The sequence below is a fragment of the Micropepsis pineolensis genome (assembly GCF_055392125.1).
On sequence record NZ_AP042408.1, the window covers coordinates 2,206,166 to 2,230,045 of the forward strand.

General features: G+C 45.5%; 20 protein-coding genes and 5 pseudogenes. 2 read left to right on the top strand and 23 right to left on the bottom strand.

Annotated elements, in window-relative coordinates; genetic code table 11:
- Position 1 precedes the first annotated feature (1 nt).
- The 5 genes and pseudogenes from rfbF to ACZ5RI_RS09815 form a co-directional block, all read right to left on the bottom strand.
- Positions 2-772, bottom strand: a complete 771-nt coding sequence (gene rfbF / locus ACZ5RI_RS09795) for a glucose-1-phosphate cytidylyltransferase (protein WP_464512097.1) — start codon at positions 770-772, stop codon at positions 2-4.
- 45 nt (positions 773-817) lie between these two features.
- Positions 818-1,501 carry an HAD family hydrolase gene (locus tag ACZ5RI_RS09800; RefSeq protein WP_464512100.1) on the bottom strand — a complete coding sequence of 228 codons (684 nt, stop codon included), beginning with the start codon at positions 1,499-1,501 and terminating at the stop codon, positions 818-820.
- Positions 1,485-3,359, bottom strand: coding sequence for a thiamine pyrophosphate-binding protein (locus tag ACZ5RI_RS09805; protein ID WP_464512103.1), 1,875 nt, complete (start codon positions 3,357-3,359; stop codon positions 1,485-1,487). Before ACZ5RI_RS09805 ends, ACZ5RI_RS09800 begins: the two co-directional genes overlap by 17 nt.
- Before the next feature lie 86 nt (positions 3,360-3,445).
- Positions 3,446-4,978 carry an N-acetylneuraminate synthase family protein gene (locus tag ACZ5RI_RS09810; RefSeq protein WP_464512106.1) on the bottom strand — a complete coding sequence of 511 codons (1,533 nt, stop codon included), beginning with the start codon at positions 4,976-4,978 and terminating at the stop codon, positions 3,446-3,448.
- Positions 4,979-5,070: 92 nt separating this feature from the next.
- Positions 5,071-5,408 (bottom strand): annotated as a pseudogene (locus tag ACZ5RI_RS09815) (transposase); the annotation flags it as partial.
- Between ACZ5RI_RS09815 and ACZ5RI_RS09820 the strand changes: the two are divergent.
- Positions 5,331-6,275: pseudogene (locus tag ACZ5RI_RS09820) on the top strand (transposase). The pseudogenes ACZ5RI_RS09815 and ACZ5RI_RS09820 sit on opposite strands and share 78 nt — an antisense overlap.
- A 121-nt stretch (positions 6,276-6,396) precedes the next feature.
- Here ACZ5RI_RS09820 and ACZ5RI_RS09825 read toward each other — a convergent pair.
- The 4 genes and pseudogenes from ACZ5RI_RS09825 to ACZ5RI_RS09840 form a co-directional block, all read right to left on the bottom strand.
- Positions 6,397-7,638, bottom strand: coding sequence for a glycosyltransferase family 9 protein (locus tag ACZ5RI_RS09825; protein WP_464512109.1), 1,242 nt, complete (start codon positions 7,636-7,638; stop codon positions 6,397-6,399).
- Between the two features lie 742 nt (positions 7,639-8,380).
- Positions 8,381-9,334, bottom strand: a complete 954-nt coding sequence (locus ACZ5RI_RS09830; RefSeq protein WP_464512112.1) for a hypothetical protein — start codon at positions 9,332-9,334, stop codon at positions 8,381-8,383.
- Between the two features lie 151 nt (positions 9,335-9,485).
- Positions 9,486-9,665 (bottom strand): DUF6360 family protein, encoded by a 180-nt coding sequence (locus tag ACZ5RI_RS09835; protein WP_464512123.1) that lies wholly within the window; start codon positions 9,663-9,665, stop codon positions 9,486-9,488.
- Positions 9,652-10,407 (bottom strand): annotated as a pseudogene (locus tag ACZ5RI_RS09840) (transposase). Before ACZ5RI_RS09840 ends, ACZ5RI_RS09835 begins: the two are co-directional and overlap by 14 nt.
- A gap of 232 nt (positions 10,408-10,639) precedes the next feature.
- Here ACZ5RI_RS09840 and ACZ5RI_RS09845 point away from each other — a divergent pair.
- Positions 10,640-10,951 (top strand): annotated as a pseudogene (locus ACZ5RI_RS09845) (transposase); the annotation flags it as partial.
- A gap of 12 nt (positions 10,952-10,963) precedes the next feature.
- On the opposite strand, the gene ACZ5RI_RS09850 reads toward ACZ5RI_RS09845, so the two are convergent.
- The 14 genes and pseudogenes from ACZ5RI_RS09850 to ACZ5RI_RS09915 form a co-directional block, all read right to left on the bottom strand.
- The gene (locus ACZ5RI_RS09850; RefSeq protein ID WP_464512131.1) at positions 10,964-12,352 is read right to left on the bottom strand and encodes an MATE family efflux transporter; all 1,389 of its coding nucleotides are present in this window, start codon (positions 12,350-12,352) and stop codon (positions 10,964-10,966) included.
- Entirely contained in the window at positions 12,342-13,451 is a 1,110-nt protein-coding gene (locus tag ACZ5RI_RS09855) for a glycosyltransferase family A protein (protein ID WP_464512137.1), read from the bottom strand. The genes ACZ5RI_RS09850 and ACZ5RI_RS09855 overlap by 11 nt, the downstream gene beginning before the upstream one ends.
- A 5-nt stretch (positions 13,452-13,456) precedes the next feature.
- On the bottom strand, positions 13,457-14,470 hold the full coding sequence (locus ACZ5RI_RS09860; RefSeq protein WP_464512142.1) for a glycosyltransferase family 2 protein: 1,014 nt from the start codon (positions 14,468-14,470) through the stop codon (positions 13,457-13,459).
- A 2-nt stretch (positions 14,471-14,472) separates the two neighbouring features.
- Positions 14,473-15,351 (bottom strand): annotated as a pseudogene (locus ACZ5RI_RS09865) (transposase); the annotation flags it as partial.
- A gap of 185 nt (positions 15,352-15,536) precedes the next feature.
- Entirely contained in the window at positions 15,537-16,814 is a 1,278-nt protein-coding gene (locus tag ACZ5RI_RS09870) for a hypothetical protein (protein ID WP_464512146.1), read from the bottom strand.
- Positions 16,807-17,850: a glycosyltransferase family 4 protein gene (locus ACZ5RI_RS09875; RefSeq protein WP_464512149.1), complete on the bottom strand. Its 1,044-nt coding sequence runs from the start codon at positions 17,848-17,850 to the stop codon at positions 16,807-16,809. Before ACZ5RI_RS09875 ends, ACZ5RI_RS09870 begins: the two co-directional genes overlap by 8 nt.
- Positions 17,851-17,976: 126 nt before the next feature.
- Positions 17,977-18,855: a glucose-1-phosphate thymidylyltransferase RfbA gene (rfbA, locus tag ACZ5RI_RS09880; protein WP_464512154.1), complete on the bottom strand. Its 879-nt coding sequence runs from the start codon at positions 18,853-18,855 to the stop codon at positions 17,977-17,979.
- A gap of 2 nt (positions 18,856-18,857) precedes the next feature.
- A complete protein-coding gene (gene rfbD, locus ACZ5RI_RS09885; protein WP_464512158.1) occupies positions 18,858-19,760 on the bottom strand; it encodes a dTDP-4-dehydrorhamnose reductase in 903 nt (300 codons plus the stop codon).
- Between the two features lies 1 nt (position 19,761).
- Complete coding sequence (gene rfbB, locus ACZ5RI_RS09890) at positions 19,762-20,823, bottom strand: dTDP-glucose 4,6-dehydratase (RefSeq protein ID WP_464512161.1); 1,062 nt, start codon at positions 20,821-20,823, stop codon at positions 19,762-19,764.
- 25 nt (positions 20,824-20,848) lie between these two features.
- Positions 20,849-21,637 carry a glycosyltransferase gene (locus tag ACZ5RI_RS09895; protein ID WP_464512165.1) on the bottom strand — a complete coding sequence of 263 codons (789 nt, stop codon included), beginning with the start codon at positions 21,635-21,637 and terminating at the stop codon, positions 20,849-20,851.
- 103 nt (positions 21,638-21,740) lie between these two features.
- Positions 21,741-22,319, bottom strand: a complete 579-nt coding sequence (nusG, locus tag ACZ5RI_RS09900; protein ID WP_464512169.1) for a transcription termination/antitermination protein NusG — start codon at positions 22,317-22,319, stop codon at positions 21,741-21,743.
- A 146-nt stretch (positions 22,320-22,465) separates the two neighbouring features.
- Positions 22,466-23,044 carry a Maf family protein gene (locus ACZ5RI_RS09905; RefSeq protein ID WP_464512172.1) on the bottom strand — a complete coding sequence of 193 codons (579 nt, stop codon included), beginning with the start codon at positions 23,042-23,044 and terminating at the stop codon, positions 22,466-22,468.
- 36 nt (positions 23,045-23,080) lie between these two features.
- Complete coding sequence (gene infA / locus ACZ5RI_RS09910) at positions 23,081-23,299, bottom strand: translation initiation factor IF-1 (protein ID WP_464512176.1); 219 nt, start codon at positions 23,297-23,299, stop codon at positions 23,081-23,083.
- A gap of 87 nt (positions 23,300-23,386) precedes the next feature.
- Positions 23,387-23,863: a UPF0262 family protein gene (locus ACZ5RI_RS09915; protein WP_464512183.1), complete on the bottom strand. Its 477-nt coding sequence runs from the start codon at positions 23,861-23,863 to the stop codon at positions 23,387-23,389.
- Positions 23,864-23,880 lie beyond the last annotated feature (17 nt).

Sequence of the window (23,880 nt, forward strand, 5' to 3'; positions counted from 1 at the left end):
ATCACCAGACCTTCCACGGCGCTTTGCCGTTGTCCCATAAGGTCTCCAGATGCTGCTTGTCACGTAGTGTATCCATTGGTTGCCAGAAACCTTGATGTTCATATGCAGCCATCTGTCCAGCGGCAACAATCCGTTCCATAGGTTCCCGCTCCCAGATTGTGGTATCGCCATCGATATAGTCGAGAACTTTGGGAGACAGCACAAAGAAACCACCATTTATCAATCCACTCTCATTTAATGGTTTTTCTTCGAACCGCTGAACTCCACCATTCTGAATTACCAGTGCACCAAAGCGCGCCAACGGGCGCACTGCAGTGACCGTAGCCAGTTTCTTCTGCGTCTTGTGCAGGGCAATCAGCTTATCAATCGGCACATCTGAAACGCCGTCACCATAGGTGAAGCAGAAGCTTTCTTCATTCTCAATATATTTGCGTACCCGGCGCAAACGCCCACCAGTCATTGAACCTTCACCGGTTTCGACCAGCGTTACCTTCCATGGCTCCGCATAACTCTGATGCACGGTCACGTTATTCGTCGCAATGTCGATCGTCAGATCAGAGGACTGTGTTCGGTAATTAAGGAAGAATTCTTTAATTTTGTAGCCCTTATATCCCAGGCAGACCACAAAGTCATTGATACCGTAATGGGAGTATATCTTCATGATATGCCACAGGATCGGGTGCCCACCAACCTCCACCATTGGCTTTGGTTTTGTCTCAGTTTCCTCGCTTAAACGCGAACCAAGTCCGCCGGCCAGAATTACGGCTTTCATGACACCAACTCCCTAATATTTTTGCAGATCAATACGCTTTATATCTCAGCGTTTCGCCAGAACATTTTCGACTGCATCGGGTAAATCGGAGAAACGGTCAATTTTTTTCTGGCAAACAATCGCGTTGATGTCACCAACCGGATAACCAAAGCTAACAAGGATAAAGGGAAAACCTGCCACTGCGGCTGTTTCCGCATCCACTTCGCTGTCACCAACAAAGACGATCGCCCCACCTTGATAGCCGATCCGCTCCAACGCTAGATCTGCCAGAAAACGACTGGGCTTCAACGTGTGTCCCGGTGCACCACCAGCCACACCATCAATCAGATGGTCAATACCAAGATCTCGGATCAGTGGATTGGCGATATCCTCCCGCTTATTGGTGCAGAGGGCTATTTTGTATCCCTGCTGCCGCAATGCCCGCAATGCCGCCGCAACACCAGGAAACAAATCCGATGGATTTCCCTTCTGCTCACGAAGTATGCTGCGGAATTCCGCAATGTCGGTTTCGGGATTCCCGGCCTTATCCCCTAACGCGCCCCGTATCATCGTCTCACCGCCCAAGCTGATCCAGCTGCGCACTTCGGCATCTGATACCGGCGCGCCTCCGCGGCGTTGCACGAAAACATTCAATCCTCGTGTGAGAGATGGCGCACTATCGATCAGGGTGCCATCCAGATCAAACAGGATGGCGCCCCGCACATTCGAAGCATCAGGACCGAGTGACATTCTGCGACGTCCTGATCTGCTCTTCGGTAATGTTATCTGATGCCGGATCAAGAGGAACCAACATATTCGCGCGGAATTCATCTCGCGGCAGAAGTGGCGACATGTCTTCCAAAGGCATTGAACGCATGGTGCCGTCCGCTTGCGGAAGTGCTGCAGATTTGGGCCATAGGGCTTCATTTCTCATCAGCTGCACGTCAACAAGTAACGGACCACGTTTGGACAGCGCAAAACGCACACCATCGACCAGTTGTGACGCGTCTTCTATACGGAAAGCTTCGATACCGAACGCCCTCGCGACTTCCACAAAATCCGGCATTCCCAACCGGCCTTCAGGTCCGCAAGCGACATAGCGACCGTTGAAATAATTACGTTGGGTGTTACGGATTGAGGCATAACCACCGTTGTTCAGCACAAACAATTTCATTGGCAGGTTCAGGGTAAAAAGCGTCTGCAGTTCCTGAATGTTCATCATCAGGCTGCCATCGCTTTCCACCGCGACGAACGAGGATGCACCAGAAGCAACACCCGCGCCGATCATGGTAGGTAGACCGTACCCCATGGCCCCAAGACCTGTGTTGAGAAAAATCCGTTGCCCAGGCTTAGTGGCAAAGCCAGTATAAAAAATCTCAATCGCCAGACCAGAACTACCAGTAGCAATTAGCGTGTTTTCTGGAATCTCGTCAGACAAAACCTTGGTAATATGATAATGGCTGATCGGACCACTCGTCGCAAAAGACTGACCATCATTAAGCGGATAACGCTTTTTCCATTCCGTGCACTGTGCCAGCCAACCTGAACGATCAATCGATGTAAGCTGTTTTTTCTGTGCAATGAACGCCTTAAAGAAATCGCCCGCATCAGCCTTTATCGCCTTAGCGATGTTCATTTCCGGAGAAAACTTCTTTAGTTCGTTCTGATCAATATCAATCAGAATTTTTTTGGCATTGCGACCGAACTTTTCCGGATTGTACGCAGTCACCAGATTATCCAGACGCGCACCAACAACCAGCAGCAAATCGCTGTTCTGCACAGTGAAATTAGCGCCGCGCAGCGCAACTACGCCTGGTTTACCCATCGCCAGAGGATGTGTTTCCGGCAGCAGATCCATGGCGTTCCATGTCGTCAGTACAGGAATGCCGAGCATCTCGCAGGTCTGACGGAAAACTTCGCCAGCATTCGAAAGACGAACGCCATGCCCTGCCAGCAGAACAGGCCGTTCAGCCTTATTGAGCAAATCAATCACACTGGCGATCTGCTCAGCCAGATCCGAGGCAGGCGCAGCTTCGACCGGCGGCGTGACCCCTTCTAACTCATCCCAATCAATAAGAGACGCTTGCACATCAAGCGGAATATCGATCCATACCGGCCCCATGCGCCCAGACAACGCCTCATAGGCAGCTTTTTCCATATGATAACGGATGTCTTTGGCATCCATTATCATAACGGAATATTTTGTGATGGGTCGAACGACGGAAGCAATATCTACTTCCTGCACCCCCATTTGACGTACACCGCGGTCCCCCACCAGATCAGAGCGCTTAGCCTGGCCGGAGATAATCATCAGCGGGATGGACTCTATCCAAGCACCTGCGACGGCGGTAAGAGTATTAGTACCGCCAGGCCCCGTTGTCACAAGCGCACAGCCGAGTCCCCCGCGGATACGAGCATAGGCTTCTGCAGCAACCGCTGCAGCCTGCTCATGATGAGTAGGAACAAAACTGATATTTGGATTCTGCCCCAGCGCATCAACAAGATACATCGCCCCACCGCCAGGAACCAAGAACACCTTGTCGACACCCCGCGATGCAACGAAATCAAAAACGCAATCCGCTAACCGTTTACTCTGAGACATAACCATCCCTTAGAATTCCTACAAAAAAACTGCCTGTCTTCCTGCGTTGGCAACCTTAAATGCCGACGGATACACCGCCGGCATTTGCTCTGTTACGACATCCAGTAGGTCAAGAATGTTTTCCGCCCAGCATACTGACCGATTGTCGGGTCTGTATAGAACGTATCATCTTTAGCGTAGGTTGAGGAAATTTCCTCAATAATCGCACCGCCATTCGAAGTAAAACCATGACGAACTTCGCGTTCGACTGTCACGACGCCACCAGCATCTACCGTCTGTGACTTGCCATCCAGCGTAATGGTGACGTCACCATACAGAACATGGAAGGTCTCTTCCTTGAGCTTGTGATACTGTTCCGGATGTGTTTGCCCCGGAAGCACAATGATCAAACGCTTGCAGTACTCGCGATTAACTACGGTAATAACCGTGATACCATACTTATCAAACTGGTCTACCCCATAGTGGTGCGATATTTCGAGCGCAACTTCCCCTGGCAGCTTGATGTTGGCGTCTTTTAGTATCGCCTTCACCTTCTGCACAATATCATAAATTTTTTCGCGCTCTTCGACCTGCCGACTATTCTCAATCGTCACGGCGCCATTTTTCTTAATGTCTGCAGTCGCATAAAATTTGGCGTATTTCGACCAATCTTGCGCGAGCACACACCCTTCCGGAGCTGGAATTGACATAAAAACATCTTCCAGCGACAACGCTTCGCCAGCCTTGACATCCCGCTTGACGAAAACGCCACGATGCAACTCACTTAAGCTCTTTTTTTCTGCAACAGTAGATTCCGGACGAAAACCTTCGGCACCATTGATCAGGCGGGCAAGTTCCGCAGCTTTTAACCAGGCTCGCACCTGATCAGGATTCGCTGAATAGCTATTCAGCGTGATTGTTTCCGTCGGCACACCAACATGTTTTTCGAAAATGGAGCAGCCTTTAGTAATCGCCATAGAAACTGGCAACGTCTCTGTTGGTGCCTCATGCGTTGAATATCCAATACGCACTCCAGGATAACGCTGTTGCAGGTATGCAAGTTGGTTGAGCTGCAGCTTTTCGTTTGTGGTCGGATATTCTGCGACGCAGTGCATCAACACGAAATCTTTTTCACGATGCTTGAGAAATGCCACAACATTATCGATCTGCTTGATGGATGCACCGCCACAGGAAATAACAATTGGCAAATCCGTTTGCGCTGCCTTTTCAAGCAACGGCCAGTCCGAGAACGAGCAACTGGCAATTTTGAGAATGTCATAGCCGTCCGCAACAATCTCGTCGACAGAAACTTCGTCGAACGCCGTGCACATACTGATGAAGCCCGATTCCTTAATTGCATGCAGTAATTTTAACCGTTGTACTTTTTCAAGGTGCGTCTCGGAAAAGCGCTTTACTAAGCGAACATCATAACGACCACGGTAGTCGGGGTGAATAAACGTTTTAATATCGCGATATTGCAGCTTAAATGCAAAATTAAAATTAAATTCTTTGGCGACCTCTGCAAAATCATGAACAATACGAACTCCATGGTCGATATCGCCCATATGGTTATTGGCCATCTCTAAAATGAACAGCCAATCAGGAATCAACCCTTTTGTATGAGTCTTTTGTTCCATCTCATCCATCTTTCTTTCCACAGTTACTTACTCCGTCAATTAATTAATGACGCCAACAAAAAACACATATAGATAGACTAACAGTCTCACAACTACCACAGTTAACAATTAGAAAACAAACATATTTTACTCTTAAGGTGACAATAAAGGCTATGGTACCACATCCGTAAAGTCTTGAGGAGATTTGTGGTTGGACGGTAGTTGAAGCGCCATTCGCACTCCTTGAGGAAAAGCGGAAAGCTGTGGCGGGGTATGCTATTATAACGCCGCAGATGTCGTTTGGCTTGGTCCCAAAAAATCTCGATGCCGTTGATGTGGTTCTTCTCCTCGACGAACTTTTGCTGTGATTGATGCGGAGGTGATGGAACTCGGAAGCGCCGAGTACGTCGTAGCTGCAAAGCCTGTCGGTATAGACGATACTGTCAGGCTCGACGGTCTGAAGAAGGCCCTGGCCGAACGGATGCTGAATGCCGAGATGGACCATCATCTTTCGACCGGCAATCAACGTTGCGATCCGCACTTGATCGCCAAATATCAACGGCGGTTTTCCGGCTTCGACGACAAGATCGTCTCGATGTATGCTCGCGGTATGAGCACGCGCAAGATCACGGGCCACCTGCACAACTCTACGGCATCGACGTCTCGCCCGACCGGATCAGCGCGGTAACCGATGCGGTTCTGGATGAAGTCGCTCTCAGGCAGGTCGGCCCCCTGGAGCCGGTTTACCCGCTATTTCGGCGAACAATCGATCCACCGGATCGATTACAGTTCCGCCTCAATCTTCGATGGGATCAAGGATATTTTCGGCCTTTGGATTGAACTAAATGAAGGCGCTAAGTTCTGGTTGCGGGTCATGAACGAGATCAAGAACCGTGGCGTCGAAGATATTTTGATTGCCGTCGTCGATGGTCTGAAGGGCTTTCCCAACACCACCGTGCAGACCTGTGTCGTCCATCTGTTGCGCCAGAGCCTGAGCTTTGTCTTCTGGAAAGATCGCAAGGCCGTGGCCGCCGCGTTGAAGGACATCTACCGGGCCGTGCTGGCGGCGAGCCTGGGGCGAGGCCATTCCGGCGAGGTACGGCGATTGCTCTATACGACCAATGCTATTGAATCGATGAACGCGAAACTGCGGCGCGCCGTCCGCGCCAGAGGGCACTTCCCGAACAAAAATGCCGCGATGAAATTATTGTTTCCGGTCTTGAACCGAACCGAGAAAGAATGGACCTCGCCTGCTCGTGCGTGGTGCATGGCAAAGGCTAAGTTCGCTATCCTCTTCGGGACGCGCTTCACAAAGGTAATGGCCTAATTATGTTCAACCGCCCGCACGCACAAGAAATTACTGACACTCCCTGAATACTTGCCGCTAACCGGCTACGGCGCCTATCTCTAACCATCTGTCTCTCACAAGGTTTTTACCTTATCTGCGCCTACCCTGTTACTTTTGAAGTCGTGGGCAGCGCATTTATAATGCGTTTAGCTTCAAAAAAAACGACTTTGGGAGATATGTTTTTTATACAAACCATATTATCGCATCCTTTACGGTAGCACGGAGCGCATGGCGTAGCATATGTAATAATGGTAGCTTTAGGATTTGCTGCCCCCCATTGTTTGGGATTATTCGTCCCTGTAAACAAGCAGACCGTAGGTATTTCGAACAGAGCACCTGCGTGGGCCGCAGCTGTATCTGGACAGACAATTAAGGATGCGTGTGCTAAGATTGATAGAAAATCATTCCAATTTGTTTGACCAGCTAGATTAGTAACTCCCTCAGTTGAGCCTAACACACGGCTCACGATAGAAGTTTCGCGGCTCCCCGCTCCTGTAATTACTACCTTATAGCTCGCTAGTTCAGCATCTTGCTGAAACAGCTCAAGCAGCACCCGCCAATTATTGTCCCCCCAATCACGAGTAGTTGACCCGGCCCCAGGATGTATAACAATATACTTACTTTCAAGATTAATAGTGTGCGGTAAATGTAAAAAATCATGTTTATTCAATGCAGGCTGTAAATCCCCCGGTTGCTGAAACCGTTTAGCATTAAGCACCCTTAAAATATCTCGATTATAATCCGACATAAAACGATCTTCATCTAGCCAGTCAATGTGGTGTGTTAAAAAAGGCCAAAAACCACATGATGAAAAACCAATTCGACAAAAAATAGATGCCAAATAGAAAAAAAAATTTACTGTTGGAAAAAAAGGATATGCATTAATTGCTATGTCATATTTTTCACTTCGGATATTGCAAAGCGCTACCTTCCTAGTAGTGAAATAGTGTCGAACTTTATTAAACCAACACGTATTTGATCGGTTAAGCATCCAGTGATCAACAATATGGACCCGATCTACTAAACCACTAACTTTTGCTACCTCACTCCCCCAGCTACCTACTAGCATATCTATCTGCGCATTAGGGTATAATTCACGAATAGCACGCGTGAGACCAAACGTAATAATGACATCACCTGCATGCGCCCAATTAGCGATCAGTATTTTTTGGGGGTGCAGAGGAATACTTACATTACCTCTCAATTTAAAAAGAAGGTTTAAAACCGTATCAATAAAAAACATTACCTCGGATAATGGCACGCGTCGGAACATGTACTTTCCACGCATTGATTTTTTTCGCCAATGATCTTTTTTTAACTTAATAGAATGCCAAAATAGCACTTGATTTTCCTCATCTTAGAACCAGATCGAAAATAGTTAATCAACCTCAATAGGTTATGCTTCTATAATTTTGCAAAAACACAGTCTAAAATAAACGGTTGTGGACTGAGATTACAGCCCGCTAATATCGACGAGAAGGCTTACAGACGAACATAAAAAAAGGGGGCCGGTAGACTTGGTCGCCCTAAGGGGGGGGAGTCCCAAGGTTTAAAGCAAGATATTATCCTTCGCATAGAAGGAGCCATATGGAACAAGTTCTACTTGGCGTCGCCACAACGACAACTGCGGTGCGTCGAGCGATACAAAAATAGTCAAGAGAGCCTGAGAACGCATGAACCGACCATCAAGGATGGCCTCTGTCAAGCGCTATCACTCTGCAAGATCTGAATAAATGAGCCGAAAGGCTTCATCTTAAATCCACTCCACAAAATGCCGGGACTCAACACTTAGAACAACCGAGGTCGCGAGCCGTTGTGAATGATTATCTGTATACAAAATCGACAGACTATCAGTAGGCCAATATCACGAAAGACTACCTTTGGGGTATACAATCGCTTTTATAGAAATCGATTGCCGATCATGCGATATCGTAAATTACGCACTGGCGCTAGGCCTTGAGTGAGGCATTTTTTATTTATCTTCCACAACGAGATGCGTAAAGCGCTCTACACTACCAACGCCAAAGAAATCGCTGTCTATTTTTATACTAGTATCAACCTATGCAGGCTCTGCCCGAAAATCGTTATTTAACTCTAACCTGGCTAGAAAAAATATCCTTTTTATACAGGATAAATGACACTAAACACACCCAGATTAAAAATGATAAACCGATACTTAAAGCGACGTAATAACTAAGACCATGAGAGACCGGCATTAACGAAGCATATGGAGGTATTATTAAACTTATTGCAAATCTAGGATCAACTTCAAGCATCATTTTCAATTGCTCTTGCCCAGAAATAACTGATATCAACGCTTCACGTTTATCTGTTAGAACTTCATCTGCTGTTAACTTATTTAAATATCTCAATCTAGAACAAACATTATCATGCAAATCGCCTCTTATAATATTATCGGCCTCCGCTAATATTAAATTTAGTAAGTATACAGCGGTATCATGGTTTTTATATTTTAATGTAACTGTTTGATATGAGGAACCACTAATAAGAGAAGATGCTTTTGACTTTTTATTAGTAGTAGAGGGTTCTACGCTTAGACTACGCTCCAAAAAAGAAACTACATCATCTACATCAGGAGTTTCCTTTGTTGGAACACCTATTTTTTCTTTAATAATTGCAATATAATTACGGTTACCTTTTTTCCAACTGTGTTTATTCTCATCCCATTTTTCATAATATAAAATTTGTAAAATGTGATCTTTTTGTATTAATACATTTGCAAGTTTAGTAGACGTTAGTAGCTGCAAATATTCGTTAAAATCATCGCTATTATTTGAAGAGCCGCCAAGTATTTTTCTTGCTATACTCCCAGACGATATTGAATTACTGTTACTAGACATAAAATAATCTGTTGGAGATTGCCTAGGTGGCCCAATAACTGCAGATGCGGAATAAATCATAGGAGTAGAATAGTATATGTATAGAAAAAGAGAAAATATCGGTACTAATATTAAAATAAACAAATGAATGTTGCGCAAAAGCCCCTTTAATATAATTAATAATAATGAAATATTCATTTGATTCTCCACTGAGGTATCCTTTTTTTATCGGAATACAACATATCACTCTATGTTTCTTGAGTAACAGAATTTAGTACGCCTATTAGGCAGGATGCCATGTATAGCACTTATACGGCCACACATGAGCCCTAGCAGGCTGTTGAAGAAGTCACACTCTCAATTCCTTGACGAGTCTTATCAGAAGTGCTGCCAATTCAAGCGCTTCTTCTTCACCTAATTCGACGGGATCGCCGTGTGGGTCACATGTTTTGATGTGAACCGAACCTGTTTGCTCGATCCAGAGGGGGATATGGTCAGCAATCGTATAGATCGTTTTATCTGTTGCCATTGTTGCCTCCTGGAGCGGTGATCAATTTCGGAAGCCGGACGAGATTGTAGGCCGCTGCCGCAAAGGTGAAGGCCCATCCTACCTTCTCCAGCCCGCGATGGCCTTCATCCAACCGAAGCCTTCCTCGATCCGCTTGCGAATGCCCAGGCTGACCGCATATACGGGGTGACACGTCGTGCGTCCATCAATCGCCGAGTGGCGGCTGGTGTTCCGGGCAATGTGCGGTGTCACGTTGATCTCGCGCAACTCCATTACAATGTCGACGGCATCAAAGCCTTTGTCACCTCCCAGCGTGATCGCATGCGGTCAGTCCGCTCGTGGTTCTCCATCTCAAGGAGTGACCGATGAAGCACTGCTTAGCTTCCATGCCAGCCCCCTTGCGCAGAGCATGGCGTCGGAATCACTGGTCGAGGCATGGGTCTCGTTGTCGCCACCGTTCCTGGGCTTGAAGCTCTTCATGCTCGCCCAAGCTTCCACCAAGGTGCCGTCAACCGAGAAGAGTTCTGAGGACAGCAGCTTTTTTGACTTTAGGCAACGCCAGGATCGCGTTCAGGAACTTCACCGCTATCTTACCTTCGAGCAACCGATTGTGGTTGATCGAGAACACCGAATAGTCCCACACCGGATCATCGATCTCTAGCCCAACGAACCCGCGGAACAGCAGGTCGAACTCCAGCCGCTCGGAGCAGATCGTATAGAAGGCCTGCAGCAGTAACGCCCGCAGCGGATGGCTCTTCGGCACCCGAGTCTAAAAATCAACGTAGGAAAATAGTGATCTAGACAGTTCGTCAGCCCCACGCATTCTTCAATCCCCGGCGCAATCCAACACCGAGAGAATCACTTAAACGCGATTCTGCTAGTGGTTTTCCAACAGCCTGCTAGGGTTCGGACCTATAAAAGTTGTATTTGATTGAACGGAAATATGATTCAAGGTCTCTGATTTTGGATCGCGCGTATTTCTGGCTGACGCCTGCCGGCCCATCGCCTTCCTGCTGACGGGCGGCAACCAAGCCGACTGTACGGCGGCAGATGTTTTGCTTGATCAGTTGCCAGAAACCCGCCTGGTGCATGGCGACAAAGGCTATGACAGCGACAAGGTTCGACGAAAGATCGAAGGCTCCGGAGCGGCGCCGAACATTCCGCCCAAGGCGAACCGACGCTGGAAGAACTGCTTCTCGCCCTATCTCTACCGAGACCGCAACGCCATCGAACGGACCTTCTATCGGCTCAAGGACTTCCGACGCCTCGCCGCCGTCTGCATCGTCGCTACCCTCTGCTACTGGTTAGGAGTCCGAACCCTAGGACGCAAGAAAAAAACGAAGGAGAGGGTTCTTAGTATTTTCCGTGCTGTTTTTTTTCACCTTGCAAACTAGATTGAAAAGCAACGGAGAAAACCAGACTGGAATTGCAATATAAGATATGAGTATACCAAGAGGAACTCCAATCACTCCATATTTCTTTGCAAGATACCACTCACCAAAACCAGCAATAACGGCTTGCAATGGTGTCAATATAAGCGCTGGGACAAGCACATTCATGCTAATAACAGCTGTATGAAAACTTCCTGTCCACAATATACAAATTTGTAGAATTGTTAGTAAAAATACAAACCAAATTGTTGCATTTATACCTTTACCAGGAGCCAACAAGTTGATCAACCACTCACCATTAATGTAAATAAAAGCACCAAAAATAATCATAATAGTTATCGATGTTATAATAAAAGATCTAAGTATACGTTTCATTTCAGTCCATTCTTGTTTTGCGGCGAATGCAGAAAAACGGGGCCATAAAATACCAAGCGGTGTGGTGATAAGAACATTAATTGCATTAAATAATTTCATATAAATTCCGTACACAGATATATCGTGCGATGACAAACATTGCGAAATAATAAAAGTGTCTGTAGAGACTGTCATTAATGTCAGTAAATTCAATCCTAAAAATTTTAAAGACACTAAACTAATATCTTTCAAAAGAGAAATCTTTGGAAGTATGAATTTCAGCCCTTTACATGAATATATAAGAGAAAACATACCAATGATAATTTGAGGGATATATGTTAGGTATAATATTGACATAACAGATCCACGTATAAAACCAAATGACAAGAAAAAAAGTAGTATAAAAGACACCGATGTTGAGCACATATAAAGAAAATAATATAAATTAACATGCTGCTCAGCAAATAAAAGTCTACAACCGATATTTCCTACACCAATAAATGATAATATAATAGCAGTATATGTTAGCATTAATATGTGGTCACCACCCTTTAGCGCAGATAAGTACCCATCAGCTATCATTGGGCATATTAATACGGACACAGAAAAAAATACGACAGATAAAACGATATAACATAATACAGACAAACTTTTTATACTATTTAAATCTTCCCCCTTAGCAATAGATACAGAAACAGAATTCATAATACCATAAGAAAATCCAAAATCTGAATTGTTCAACCATGACATCAAACCAGTTAATAGTATAATTGCAGCATAACCATCCATACCTAGTGAATTCATAGTAATACGAACAGAAAAAAATTGAAATGCCATCTGAAGTATTCTAGATGACCAACCAAGGGTACTATTTTTTAACAAACTAGATTTTTTATACTTCTCAAAAAAAATAAATATTATACTCTTCACACAAAACAACACTTTATATAATTTAATCGACATTAAAGCCACCAAAAAAAACCAATGAAATCTGCGCAGCATTTACAATATCTACACAACTATCAGATATTATTATTTTTTTTCTTAAATTTCTTCTGCAAAAAAAGTGTCTAAGTAAAAAAAGTCCAATGTGTTTTAAGTATTTCCATTGTGACATCAGTAGTAAAATTTCTCTAAAAGCATGCAAGGATTCTTTATTTTTGGGGTTATCATTTAGAACCTCTCTCAAATGGCGGAATAAAAATTTATGGCTAATCTTTATATTATTAATACCTAATTTTGAAAGAACTTTTAAATAACTTTCAAGAGAAAAATTAGAAAAAGACACATTCTTAATTGGCGATAGAAATAAAGAACTGTCATGGTGGGTAATTAAACTTCTTCTATCCCTGCCCTGGATCTGTCCATAGTTATTTAAAAACCGAATTACACCAATTGGTCTTGGGATGTAGTCGTAGAATGTAACAAAATTCATTGCTAACCCAAGCCCAACATCACCAAATGGGTCCACAAGATACGTGCCGTATGTATCGCACAATTTGACTAACAAATTACGACTTAAAAAAATAAAACTTACGTGGCTTTCTGGCGTGTCAAGTTCAGTACCTTGATCAACTCCCCGAATGTAAACCCCACCACAATTATAAGAGTTCCAAGCCAATGATTTTTTAAAATCTAGTCTTTGCTTTGTAAGGTCTGTCCGTATAATTGGAGATAATAGCATCCTTGATTTTTCATAGAAATACGTAATCCCACCAACTACATAATCAGCAAGATTCTTTTGTGATGCAATATATTTGAGTGCACCAGGCACCATATAATCATCGTCTGCCATCATGTTAAAATAATCAAATTTCTCTTCTAAAATATGTCTGCAAATAATGCGGCCATGTTCAGTACCAGTAACATGTTTTTTTTGTCGAATTAATTTAATTCTCTTATCTTTTAACCTATCACCAAGCGCTTCTTCAGCTGCGATATCAGATAAATTATCTGATACAATGATAGTCCAGTCTTCGTAATTTTGAGATATGACACTATCAACAGCATTTAGTAAAAGGTCTGGCCTGTTATAGGTGGGTATTGCAATTAAGAAATGCATACTAGCTACTCCGTAACTTTTTTACATTTTAGCCACTTAACAACTTTAATAAAAAAACTCAGTCCTGGTAAATACATAAAAGGTATACATATAAGCCAAAATTCAAGAAGATCGCCATAATCTTCTCGTAATATTATATACGTTTTTTTTCTATTAAATATCTTACGACTACGCTCATAATGAATACGTCCCAGCGCATGATTTATTAGTAAGCACCTCTTTCTACTTTTAAAAAAAACGTTAGGCATAGCGTTTTGCTCAATCGCATAACGCATTGTCTCAACACCGCCATGTAAAAACCATAAAAAATAATCATGTCTAAAATCACCATCTTGTCTAGTTTGTAAACATGGTTCAGATAGTACTATTCCTTTTGGAAAGGTAGAGATACCTACGTATCTGTCAACCTGTATTGACATCCCCCATTGTGAGAAATGCTTATATTTATCTAATGGAACAATATTAAAAAAGTCTCGCCGTGCAACCCATAGACTTATGAATCCCATAATCATTGCACTTATAACGTTAAGACAGTCTTCTTTTGTTTCAATTATAATGTCATTTGTTATGTTAAGTACATTATGTATTAGGCATTTTTTAAATTTAGGATCAAAAACATTAAAGTTAAGTATTAAGTAATCGGGACTTGATTTCAATTGAGTTATAATACGTTCCAGCACACCAGGTATTAATATATCATCATCACCTATCATATGTATGTACTTTCCACTACAAAGTGTAGGCAGCAAATAAAAATTTCCTTCCCCTCCAATGTTTTTATCATTATAGTTTACATAAATAGGAAATTTATTTTCTAAAAAATTCAAATATTCTATTGTTCCATCATTACTATGATTATCAGATACAATTACTTCAACCCTATTCCATCCTATGTATTCGGCTTGTGCTATAATTTCAGGTAATGATATTTTCAGCCAATGCAATCTATTATATGTAGGAATAGCAATACTTAGTAAGGGAGTGTCAGTAATTTCTTGTGCGTGCGGGCGGTTGAACATAATTAGGCCATTACCTTTGTGAAGCGCGTCCCGAAGAGGATAGCGAACTTAGCCTTTGCCATGCACCACGCACGAGCAGGCGAGGTCCATTCTTTCTCGGTTCGGTTCAAGACCGGAAACAATAATTTCATCGCGGCATTTTTGTTCGGGAAGTGCCCTCTGGCGCGGACGGCGCGCCGCAGTTTCGCGTTCATCGATTCAATAGCATTGGTCGTATAGAGCAATCGCCGTACCTCGCCGGAATGGCCTCGCCCCAGGCTCGCCGCCAGCACGGCCCGGTAGATGTCCTTCAACGCGGCGGCCACGGCCTTGCGATCTTTCCAGAAGACAAAGCTCAGGCTCTGGCGCAACAGATGGACGACACAGGTCTGCACGGTGGTGTTGGGAAAGCCCTTCAGACCATCGACGACGGCAATCAAAATATCTTCGACGCCACGGTTCTTGATCTCGTTCATGACCCGCAACCAGAACTTAGCGCCTTCATTTAGTTCAATCCAAAGGCCGAAAATATCCTTGATCCCATCGAAGATTGAGGCGGAACTGTAATCGATCCGGTGGATCGATTGTTCGCCGAAATAGCGGGTAAACCGGCTCCAGGGGGCCGACCTGCCTGAGAGCGACTTCATCCAGAACCGCATCGGTTACCGCGCTGATCCGGTCGGGCGAGACGTCGATGCCGTAGAGTTGTGCAGGTGGCCCGTGATCTTGCGCGTGCTCATACCGCGAGCATACATCGAGACGATCTTGTCGTCGAAGCCGGAAAACCGCCGTTGATATTTGGCGATCAAGTGCGGATCGCAACGTTGATTGCCGGTCGAAAGATGATGGTCCATCTCGGCATTCAGCATCCGTTCGGCCAGGGCCTTCTTCAGACCGTCGAGCCTGACAGTTAACGAAGCACGAAGATGATCTGCTTCTCATCCGCCAACGAAGTATCCCATGTGACAGTGGGATACAGGGCTCTACCCTGTGCATTTATCCCTTTGAAGCCAGATCAGATTACTCATCGCGGTACTCCTTTGCACCGCAAATGAATCAGGCAGTTAAATATCCATCGCAACAAAAATTAACGGGTCCTTAACCTAATTATCTGGATTAAAAAAGCTCTATTACAAATAGAGTAGATAATCAAAGAAATAGAAATCGCAGTAACTCCATAATAATAAGATGCACCTCTAACAAAGTGTGCATAAAATGAGAAATAGAAAGCTAAAAACACAAGATTATACATCCCACCAACATTTCTTTCTTTAATTTCTTTAACAAATCCGTACATAGAAATAATGACAAATATAAAAAACAATATACCCATCTCACATATCCCTTTAAATAAGAGAGACGCGCCATCTGCTGAATTTAATTCATAAGTATAATCTGAAAAATATGAAATAATTGATTGGGGTGCCAGTATTTCCATATTTAAAAAAGCAACACCTAACGGGAAGTGGCCTATAGCATAAGACGTCATCTGAAAACCTTTTATAAAAGCTAATACAGAATACTGACTATCTACGACAGATTGCGCGATAGCTCCTGTAAAAACTCCTCTAAAACGTTCTGAAAATTGCGGCACAGCTAAAATAGAAGCAAAGAAAATAGCCAATGCACTGAATGCTAATAAAGCAACTTTTATGTTTCCTGAAAAAATTTGCTTAATAACAACTATAAAAAACGATAGCCCCAAAATCATAAACAAAGTCGATGAAGGGCATAATACAAACAATCCAACAATCAAAAATATACCAGCAGATCCCATGTGTTTTTTATATAATTCATAATTGTATACAAGCATAAAAATATATGGCGATAAACCAAGTGCAATATGTGATGGCTCTTCAAAAAAACCTGACAGAGACTTTGTTCCAAAAAAATAATTTCTTTGTGTGAATCCTGGTGATACTGGGATTCCTACAAGATCTAACAACTGCTCAATAGCGACAGATAAAAAAATACACCATAATAATATACGCAACCACTTCCCTAACCATTCATCTGAACAATTTTTAAGTCCTAAAAATGCTTCTTTAGTTACAGGCATAATAAATGAAAATGCAAATAAACCCATCACTCCCTTTACTGTAAAAATGAAATTACTTTGCAAACACTTTAAAAATTCGTATGTAATTAAAAACATGAAAAGCAACACTATTTCTTTTACTACATCTTTATTTAACATTAAAAAAATAACAAATGTAAAAAAAACATATAGTGGCACATTGTTAAAAACTGATAACGGAATAAAAAAACCTGACGTCACCCACACACAACTTAAATACAACGCAAAAAACACAACTTTGAAATCATGTGTTTTATTTGTTTTAAGTAATAAATCCGGGTTAACCATCCATGGCAACCTTTTTCAATAACTGTAATGTTTCGCTTGCTGTTAGAGACCAACGAAATTTTTTTGACTGCGCCAGCCCTAATTTTATCAATTTATTCCGAGTGTCATTCTCAAAGAATAGGCATTTTACCGCTTTTGCGATTTGGGAAACACTATTTGGATCTATCAATATACCTGCATTACCTACTACTTCTGGTATTGCAGAGCAATTACTTGAAATGATAGGCGTACCACACGCCATCGCTTCTAGGGGTGGTAAGCCAAAACCTTCGTACAGAGATGGGTAAACGAATAACTGTGCCCCCGCCAAAATAGCAGGCAAATACTCATCCGAAATATGTCCAGAAAAAAATACTCTTTTCGGTAAATTATCCATTTTCATTTGAGGGAAAACCCGTTTTACCCCTACATTACCAACTAAAACAAGGTAAACGTCTTCTGGTAGTGAATCAACAATCTCTTTCCATGCATCAATTAGTCTAGAAATATTTTTCCTGGGTTCAATAGAGCAGACGCTCAATATATATTTTGAAGACGGCAGACCGCACGCGTACAAAGCTTTATTAATAACTTCTGGTGATTGCGGACAAAAACGGTCATCAACACCATTATAAATAACTGATACACGATTTTCAGGTATCCTAAGCTCGGAAATTATTTGGCTCCGAGTAAAGTTCGAGATCGCAATTATATGCGCAGCATTCCTAAGTAGTCTAGGCAACATATAGCGGTACCATCCACCATAGCGCTTACTGACCCATTCAGGATGGTCAATAGCTACCAAGTCATGAACTGTTACTACTTGTCTTCTAAGCGATATAGGGCCTGAATTCGTTGGGCTCCATAATAAACGATCGCCTATTTTTGAGGGTAATATAAATTGTTCCCACAAATGGCCGATGATCCCGCGCTGAAAATGCGATGGGAAAACTATATCAATATCATTTCGTACGTGTTTTTGAATTTCGGTAATATAACGCTGCACACCTGTTAAGTGAGTTCCAAGTGAACGCGTATTACAAATGACGTCAGCCATTACACACCATTATTAGAAACCGAAAAAGTAGATGAGTGTCAGGAGTTGCAACCGTGCTATTGTGTATTTTATATCACTGTGGCCACACGGAATGGTGGCTCAAACAATCGAAGCTCTATCTTCACATCACGTCTCTGGATTAATCAATTTCAATAGATACTGTCCGTATCTATTTTGTTTTATTGGTGCCGCCAAACGTGCAATAACTTCAGTATCAATCCATTTCTGTATTAACGCGACCTCTTCTGGACATGCAACCATAAGCCCCTGCCTTTTTTGTAAGGTGGCGATGAAGCTCGCGGCATCAAGCAAACTGTCATGAGTGCCGGTGTCAAGCCAAGCATACCCACGCCCCATTGTCTCTACATGCAAATCGCCGACTTCAAGATAGCGACGATTAATGTCAGTGATCTCCAACTCTCCGCGAGTGGATGGTTTTACTTCTGAAGCAATATCGCAAACCTTTTCATCATAAAAATATAGGCCTGTGACAGCAAAATTAGATTTCGGCTTTATAGGCTTTTCTTCAATGCTGATAGCATTGTGGTTGGTATCAAATTCGACTACTCCATAGCGTTCGGGATCCTGCACGTGATAGGCAAAGATACTCGCACCGCATTGACGTGTATCAGCCACAGTAAGCAGCTTCCCAAGATCATGGCCGTAAAAGATATTATCACCCAGCACCAATGCACTTAGGTGCCCGTCTATGAACTCTCGACCAATAAGGAAAGCCTGAGCCAGCCCGTCTGGTGAATGTTGCACCGCATAAGAAATATGTATGCCCCATTGACTGCCGTCTCCTAAAAGATCGGAAAAACGGGGGGTATCTTGTGGCGTCGATATCACGAGGATTTCACGAATACCACTGAGCATCAAAGTTGTCAGCGGATAATAAATCATTGGCTTATCATAAACTGGTAACAATTGCTTTGATACCGCCTGTGTTGCTGGATAGAGCCTAGTACCAGCCCCGCCAGCCAAAATGATACCTCTGCGCGCCATAGCTAAAGCCCCCCCTTAACAATTTCTGTTAGCACGTCATCAACTCCATCGTGCCAATCCGGTAAGGTGATACCAAACGTCATCTGGAGCTTATGGGCGTCAAGACGTGAATTGAAGGGGCGCATTGCAGATGTCGGATAATCCGCTGTGGCAATTTTTTCAACATTTTTAGGACAAGCCTTAATAGACAAACCATGATACGTGGCAGCTTGATCGATCACATAACGCGCCAACGCATTCCAATTTGTCTCACCGCTTCCAACCAAATGGTAAAGTCCCCAACGTGGATCAGCTGCGGGCACATCCTGCATTTGCTTGAGTATATCACGCGAGATTTCAGCCAACAGCTTAGCTGACGTCGGAGCGCCGAACTGATCGGCGACAACACGCAATTCTTCATGCTCTTGCGCTAAGTGCAGCATCGTACGGATAAAATTCTTGCCGTGCGCACCAACAACCCAAGATGTCCGGAAAATCAGATGCTTGGGCGCCTGCGTTGCTGCAATTTCACCGTCGCGCTTTGTGCGACCGTAGACCGAGCTGGGGTGTGTCGGGTCAGTTTCGACATAGGGACCAGTCTTCAATCCGTCGAAAACGTAATCTGTAGAATAGTGCACAAAGATCGCCCCTAATGCAGCGGCCTCGGCAGCAAGCACACCGGGTGCTATGGCGTTGATGGCCACAGCACTGGCTTCATTTGTCTCGGCCTTGTCCACTGCGGTATAAGCGGCAGCGTTGACGATAATGTCAGGGCGGAGCTGGCGCACCAAGGAGCGCAAAGACTCGGGCTGCGAAAAATCAACCTCCGGGAAATCGAGCGCGACCACCGTACCTAGGGTGGGTAGCGTTCTCTGCGATTCATACCCGAGTTGGCCGTTGCAGCCCAGAAGCAGGATAGTCTTCACCTCAAGCTCCGTACTGGGTGGCGACCCATTGGAGATAGGTACCACTAACCACCCCTTCCACCCAATCCTGATGGGCGAGATACCATGAAACCGTCTTGCGAATACCGGTTTCGAAGGTTTCCGCCGGCTTCCAGCCAAGCTCACGACTGATCTTGCTAGCGTCGATGGCATAGCGGCGGTCGTGACCGGGGCGATCCTTCACATAGGTGATCTGCTCGGCATATGGTTTCCCGTTAGCGTGCGGTTGCAATTCATCAAGAATTGCGCAAACGATTTTCACCACATCAATATTGGCTTTTTCGTTATGGCCGCCGATGTTGTAGGTTTCGCCGACACTACCCGACTCCAACACACGAATGATTGCATGACAATGATCCTCGACATACAACCAGTCCCTCACCTGCATGCCATCACCATAGATTGGCAACGGCTTACCGGAAAGCGCGTTGAGAATAATCAGTGGAATAAGCTTTTCAGGAAAATGGTAAGGCCCATAATTATTGCTGCAATTGGTTGTCAGCGTCGGCAGACCGTAGGTGTGATGCCAAGCCCGCACCAGATGATCACTTGACGCCTTACTGGACGAATAGGGGGAGTTTGGTTTGTACGGATTGGTCTCAGCAAAAGGCGGATCATCCAGCGACAAGGTACCGTAGACCTCGTCTGTGGAAACGTGAAGGAAACGGAACGCGTTTTTTTCTTGCGCGGGCAACTCGCTCCAATAACTCCGCACCGCTTCGAGGAGGTTGAGCGTTCCCACGACATTAGTTTGTATGAAATCGCCAGGACCATGGATCGAACGATCAACATGGGATTCAGCAGCGAAATTCAATACGGCGTGCGGCCGATGTTCGCTCAGCAGTCGACCGACCAGCGCACGATCACCGATATCTCCATGCACGAAGATATGACGCATATCGTCCTTCAGATCGGCCAAATTATCAAGATTGCCTGCGTAGGTCAGCTTATCCAAATTGACGACAGCTTCCTGCATTTGCCTCAGCCAAACATGGACAAAATTACTACCGATAAACCCGGCACTGCCAGTGACAAGAATGGTCAAAATTTAAACCCTTCAGCAGGCGAAATCAGGAATTTAACTGGGTGCGTATTCGGTAATAGGTCAACGCATCCTTGAGGTGAATGCGCTGGGATTTACTGGAAAATATATCCATCAGCCCGCCATGGCTGGCACGAACACCATCAGCACGCGCGATTACGGATCTGGTTACGGCGTTTTTTTTTCCAATATTTTTCAGGCGTCGGCTAATTTCGATATCCGCCATAAACAGGAAAAAGCGCTCATCCAGACCGCGAACCACATCCCAATCGGCCCGCCGTAACATAACGAAGGAAGACTGTGCCCAGTCAGGATACACCAACTCCGGGCCATTATCAGTCCACAGCGGGGCCAGTAAGTCATCATCACCATACCTGCCGGGACGCAGGCGACGCAGAACTTGACGTAAAAAAGATGGGTATCTGCGGGCAACTTCTACCCGGCTGCCATCATCATTTTTCTGCAGCGTAGCGAGAAGTCCAATGTCTGGCCTTGCATCAAGAATGCCTGACATTTTTTCCAGAGACGCCGGATCTTCCAAAATAATATCCGGGCTGACTAGTGCAATAAAATCAGACGTACCAAGCGTACGGACACCTAGATTGACTGCTTTTGTATAACCTAGATTTTCCGAAGCTATGATCAGTTGTGCCGGAGGTGAGACCGCTCCAGCCAAAATGGAGGCTTCTGCGGCATCTACTGAATTGTCAATGATACAAATCCGGCAAACATTAGCCAGTGTTTGCCTCTGCAACGCGGCAAGACTTTCCGAGGCTCGGGTAGCTTTATGATAATTAACGATGATAATGGAAAACAAGTAGATACCCTAGGATACAGATTGCCTAATTTCTACGCTACCGCCGTTTGGGTGAAAGCGGTGGCTCTCATCCATTACGCAATAACGTTAACAACGCAAAGGGTTACCCCACTGCGGAAAGTAATTCAATCCTAGTAGACACGGCAACACCGCGCCCCATGAGATCCAGCAAAACACGCACACGCCCCTGTTCATCAAGGGCTTCAAGCCGTCCGACAAAATCCGTAAACGGACCTTCAGTTAACTTCACATCCTGCCCCACCACGAACTGCGGCGTAAAATCGACTACCCCTTCACTATCCGTGCGGGACAGCAAAGCCTCGACAATGCCAACAGGGACCGGCTCGGGATGTTCATCCTGCATGATAATGCGCGCCACGCCAAAGGTGCCGTTCACACTGCGCCAGCGCTCCTGCTCGATAGCAAGATTCAAAAAAAGGTAATTGGGAAACAGTGGCGCCAGACGGCTCTCGACTTTGCGGGCGTGCCGGATAGTTTTACGCGTGAAGGGGCAAAATGTGCGAAATCCCTGCAGGCGCAGATGGAACAGCGCCCGGCTTTCGTTGTGAGGACGCGTGTGCACCACATACCAGCGTGCATCGCCCCACTCAGCTTCCGCATCTACCATCTTCACAGACAGCTCTTCCGGATTAGCACTTGGGCAGTTCAACGGATCCGTCAAAACCGCCCCCAAATCGGTTTACACATTTCCGCGCCCCAAACAGCATGGCGACAGGGAAAATGCAACCTTAAATTAGAGAGAAAAACACGTAAAAAGAACCACATAGGGTATACGATTGTATCGCCGCGCAACGCGTCGTCAATCGTTTACGTCTTAAGAAAATTGGCCCCGCGCAGCAGCATGGCAGTCTCAGTCAACGGCAGACCAACGATGGCGCTATAGGAGCCACAGATCGCTGCGACAAAAGGCGCAGCCCGCCCCTGAATGGCATAGCCACCCGCCTTACCGACACCCTCGCCACAGGCAAGGTAGGCACCGACTTCAGCGTCCGACAGGCGGCGGAACCGAACGGTACTGGTCACCACACGGTGACGCGCCTTCCCGTCCGGGGAAATCAAACAGATTGCGGTGATGACCCGATGGCGGCGGCCTGATAGCAGGGTAAGACACGTCTTAACCTCGGCCGCATCAGCCGCCTTGGGCAGGATGCGGCGACCACAGGCGACCACCGTATCGGCGGCCAGCACAAAGCCGCCACCATCCGGACGTGCAGCCACCGCCTGCGCCTTGGACACAGCCAGTCTGAGCGCCAGGTCTGCCGGTTTTTCCAGCGGCAGCGGTGTTTCGTCGAGATCCGCTGCGATGACAGCATCGGGCACAATACCTACCTGGCCCAACAACGCCACACGGCGCGGGCTGGCACTGGCCAGTATCAGTTTTGACATCGCTTCGTTCTCGGCAGCCTGTGCAATGACGAGGGGTTACTTAAACCGATAAGTAATCCGACCTTTGGTGAGGTCATAAGGCGTCATCTCAACCATCACCTTATCACCGGTTAGCACGCGGATGCGGTTCTTTCGCATCTTGCCAGCGGTGTGGGCAATGATCTCGTGGCCATTTTGCAGGGTGACGCGAAAATTCGCATTCGGCAGCAATTCGCTGACGACACCTTCGAATTCGATTAGGGCTTCTTTAGGCATTCGTTCCCTTGTAGGAGACTGTAAAACCAGGCGGGAGAATGCACCTAACCGCGTCAAAAGCAAGGCTTTTAGACTGCGGCAGGCGAATTATCCCTTTAAATGCAACATACAGATCAGTGTAAACAGCCTTCTTGCGGTCTCCAGGTCCATTTCGACCTTGCCTGTCAGCCGTTCCATCAAAAGTTTCGAACCATCATCATGCAAGGCGCGTCGCGCCATATCGATAGCTTCGGTCTGCTCCGGCGTACGTCCGCCGCCGTCAGCAAAGGCAAAGCTTTCACACATTCGAAAATACTGCGCGATGATTCGCCGATAGGGCGAAATCGACAGCAATGCTGTGCCATGCGGTGTGCCGTCCTGCAGGAACAGATTAAGCGCTAACCGGTTATCTTCGATGCCGATGGTCAGTTCATAGGGGCCACCGGGGGACCCCACCGGGTGAAAATGATTATCCGCCAGCAGGTCACGAATCGCGACTTCCCGCTCGGCCTCAATTTCAGGCGTCAGGCGCCCCTTCACCCGTTCGTCGAGTGCGACCGCCGCAATGCGAAAATTCCCGCTCATGACCGCCCCTTTGGCTG

What these genes read in the sequence shown, in the direction of transcription:
- ACZ5RI_RS09835 (WP_464512123.1), bottom strand. Translation starts at nt 9,665, where the DNA reads ATGGCAACAGATAAAACGATCTATACGATTGCTGACCATATCCCCCTC.
- ACZ5RI_RS09800 (WP_464512100.1), bottom strand. Translation starts at nt 1,501, where the DNA reads ATGTCACTCGGTCCTGATGCTTCGAATGTGCGGGGCGCCATCCTGTTT.
- ACZ5RI_RS09860 (WP_464512142.1), bottom strand. Translation starts at nt 14,470, where the DNA reads ATGTTCAACCGCCCGCACGCACAAGAAATTACTGACACTCCCTTACTA.
- ACZ5RI_RS09830 (WP_464512112.1), bottom strand. Translation starts at nt 9,334, where the DNA reads ATGAATATTTCATTATTATTAATTATATTAAAGGGGCTTTTGCGCAAC.
- ACZ5RI_RS09850 (WP_464512131.1), bottom strand. Translation starts at nt 12,352, where the DNA reads ATGTCGATTAAATTATATAAAGTGTTGTTTTGTGTGAAGAGTATAATA.
- ACZ5RI_RS09810 (WP_464512106.1), bottom strand. Translation starts at nt 4,978, where the DNA reads ATGGATGAGATGGAACAAAAGACTCATACAAAAGGGTTGATTCCTGAT.
- ACZ5RI_RS09915 (WP_464512183.1), bottom strand. Translation starts at nt 23,863, where the DNA reads ATGAGCGGGAATTTTCGCATTGCGGCGGTCGCACTCGACGAACGGGTG.
- ACZ5RI_RS09870 (WP_464512146.1), bottom strand. Translation starts at nt 16,814, where the DNA reads ATGGTTAACCCGGATTTATTACTTAAAACAAATAAAACACATGATTTC.
- rfbA (WP_464512154.1), bottom strand. Translation starts at nt 18,855, where the DNA reads ATGGCGCGCAGAGGTATCATTTTGGCTGGCGGGGCTGGTACTAGGCTC.
- ACZ5RI_RS09805 (WP_464512103.1), bottom strand. Translation starts at nt 3,359, where the DNA reads ATGGTTATGTCTCAGAGTAAACGGTTAGCGGATTGCGTTTTTGATTTC.
- ACZ5RI_RS09905 (WP_464512172.1), bottom strand. Translation starts at nt 23,044, where the DNA reads ATGTCAAAACTGATACTGGCCAGTGCCAGCCCGCGCCGTGTGGCGTTG.
- ACZ5RI_RS09855 (WP_464512137.1), bottom strand. Translation starts at nt 13,451, where the DNA reads ATGCATTTCTTAATTGCAATACCCACCTATAACAGGCCAGACCTTTTA.
- rfbF (WP_464512097.1), bottom strand. Translation starts at nt 772, where the DNA reads ATGAAAGCCGTAATTCTGGCCGGCGGACTTGGTTCGCGTTTAAGCGAG.
- ACZ5RI_RS09875 (WP_464512149.1), bottom strand. Translation starts at nt 17,850, where the DNA reads ATGGCTGACGTCATTTGTAATACGCGTTCACTTGGAACTCACTTAACA.
- infA (WP_464512176.1), bottom strand. Translation starts at nt 23,299, where the DNA reads ATGCCTAAAGAAGCCCTAATCGAATTCGAAGGTGTCGTCAGCGAATTG.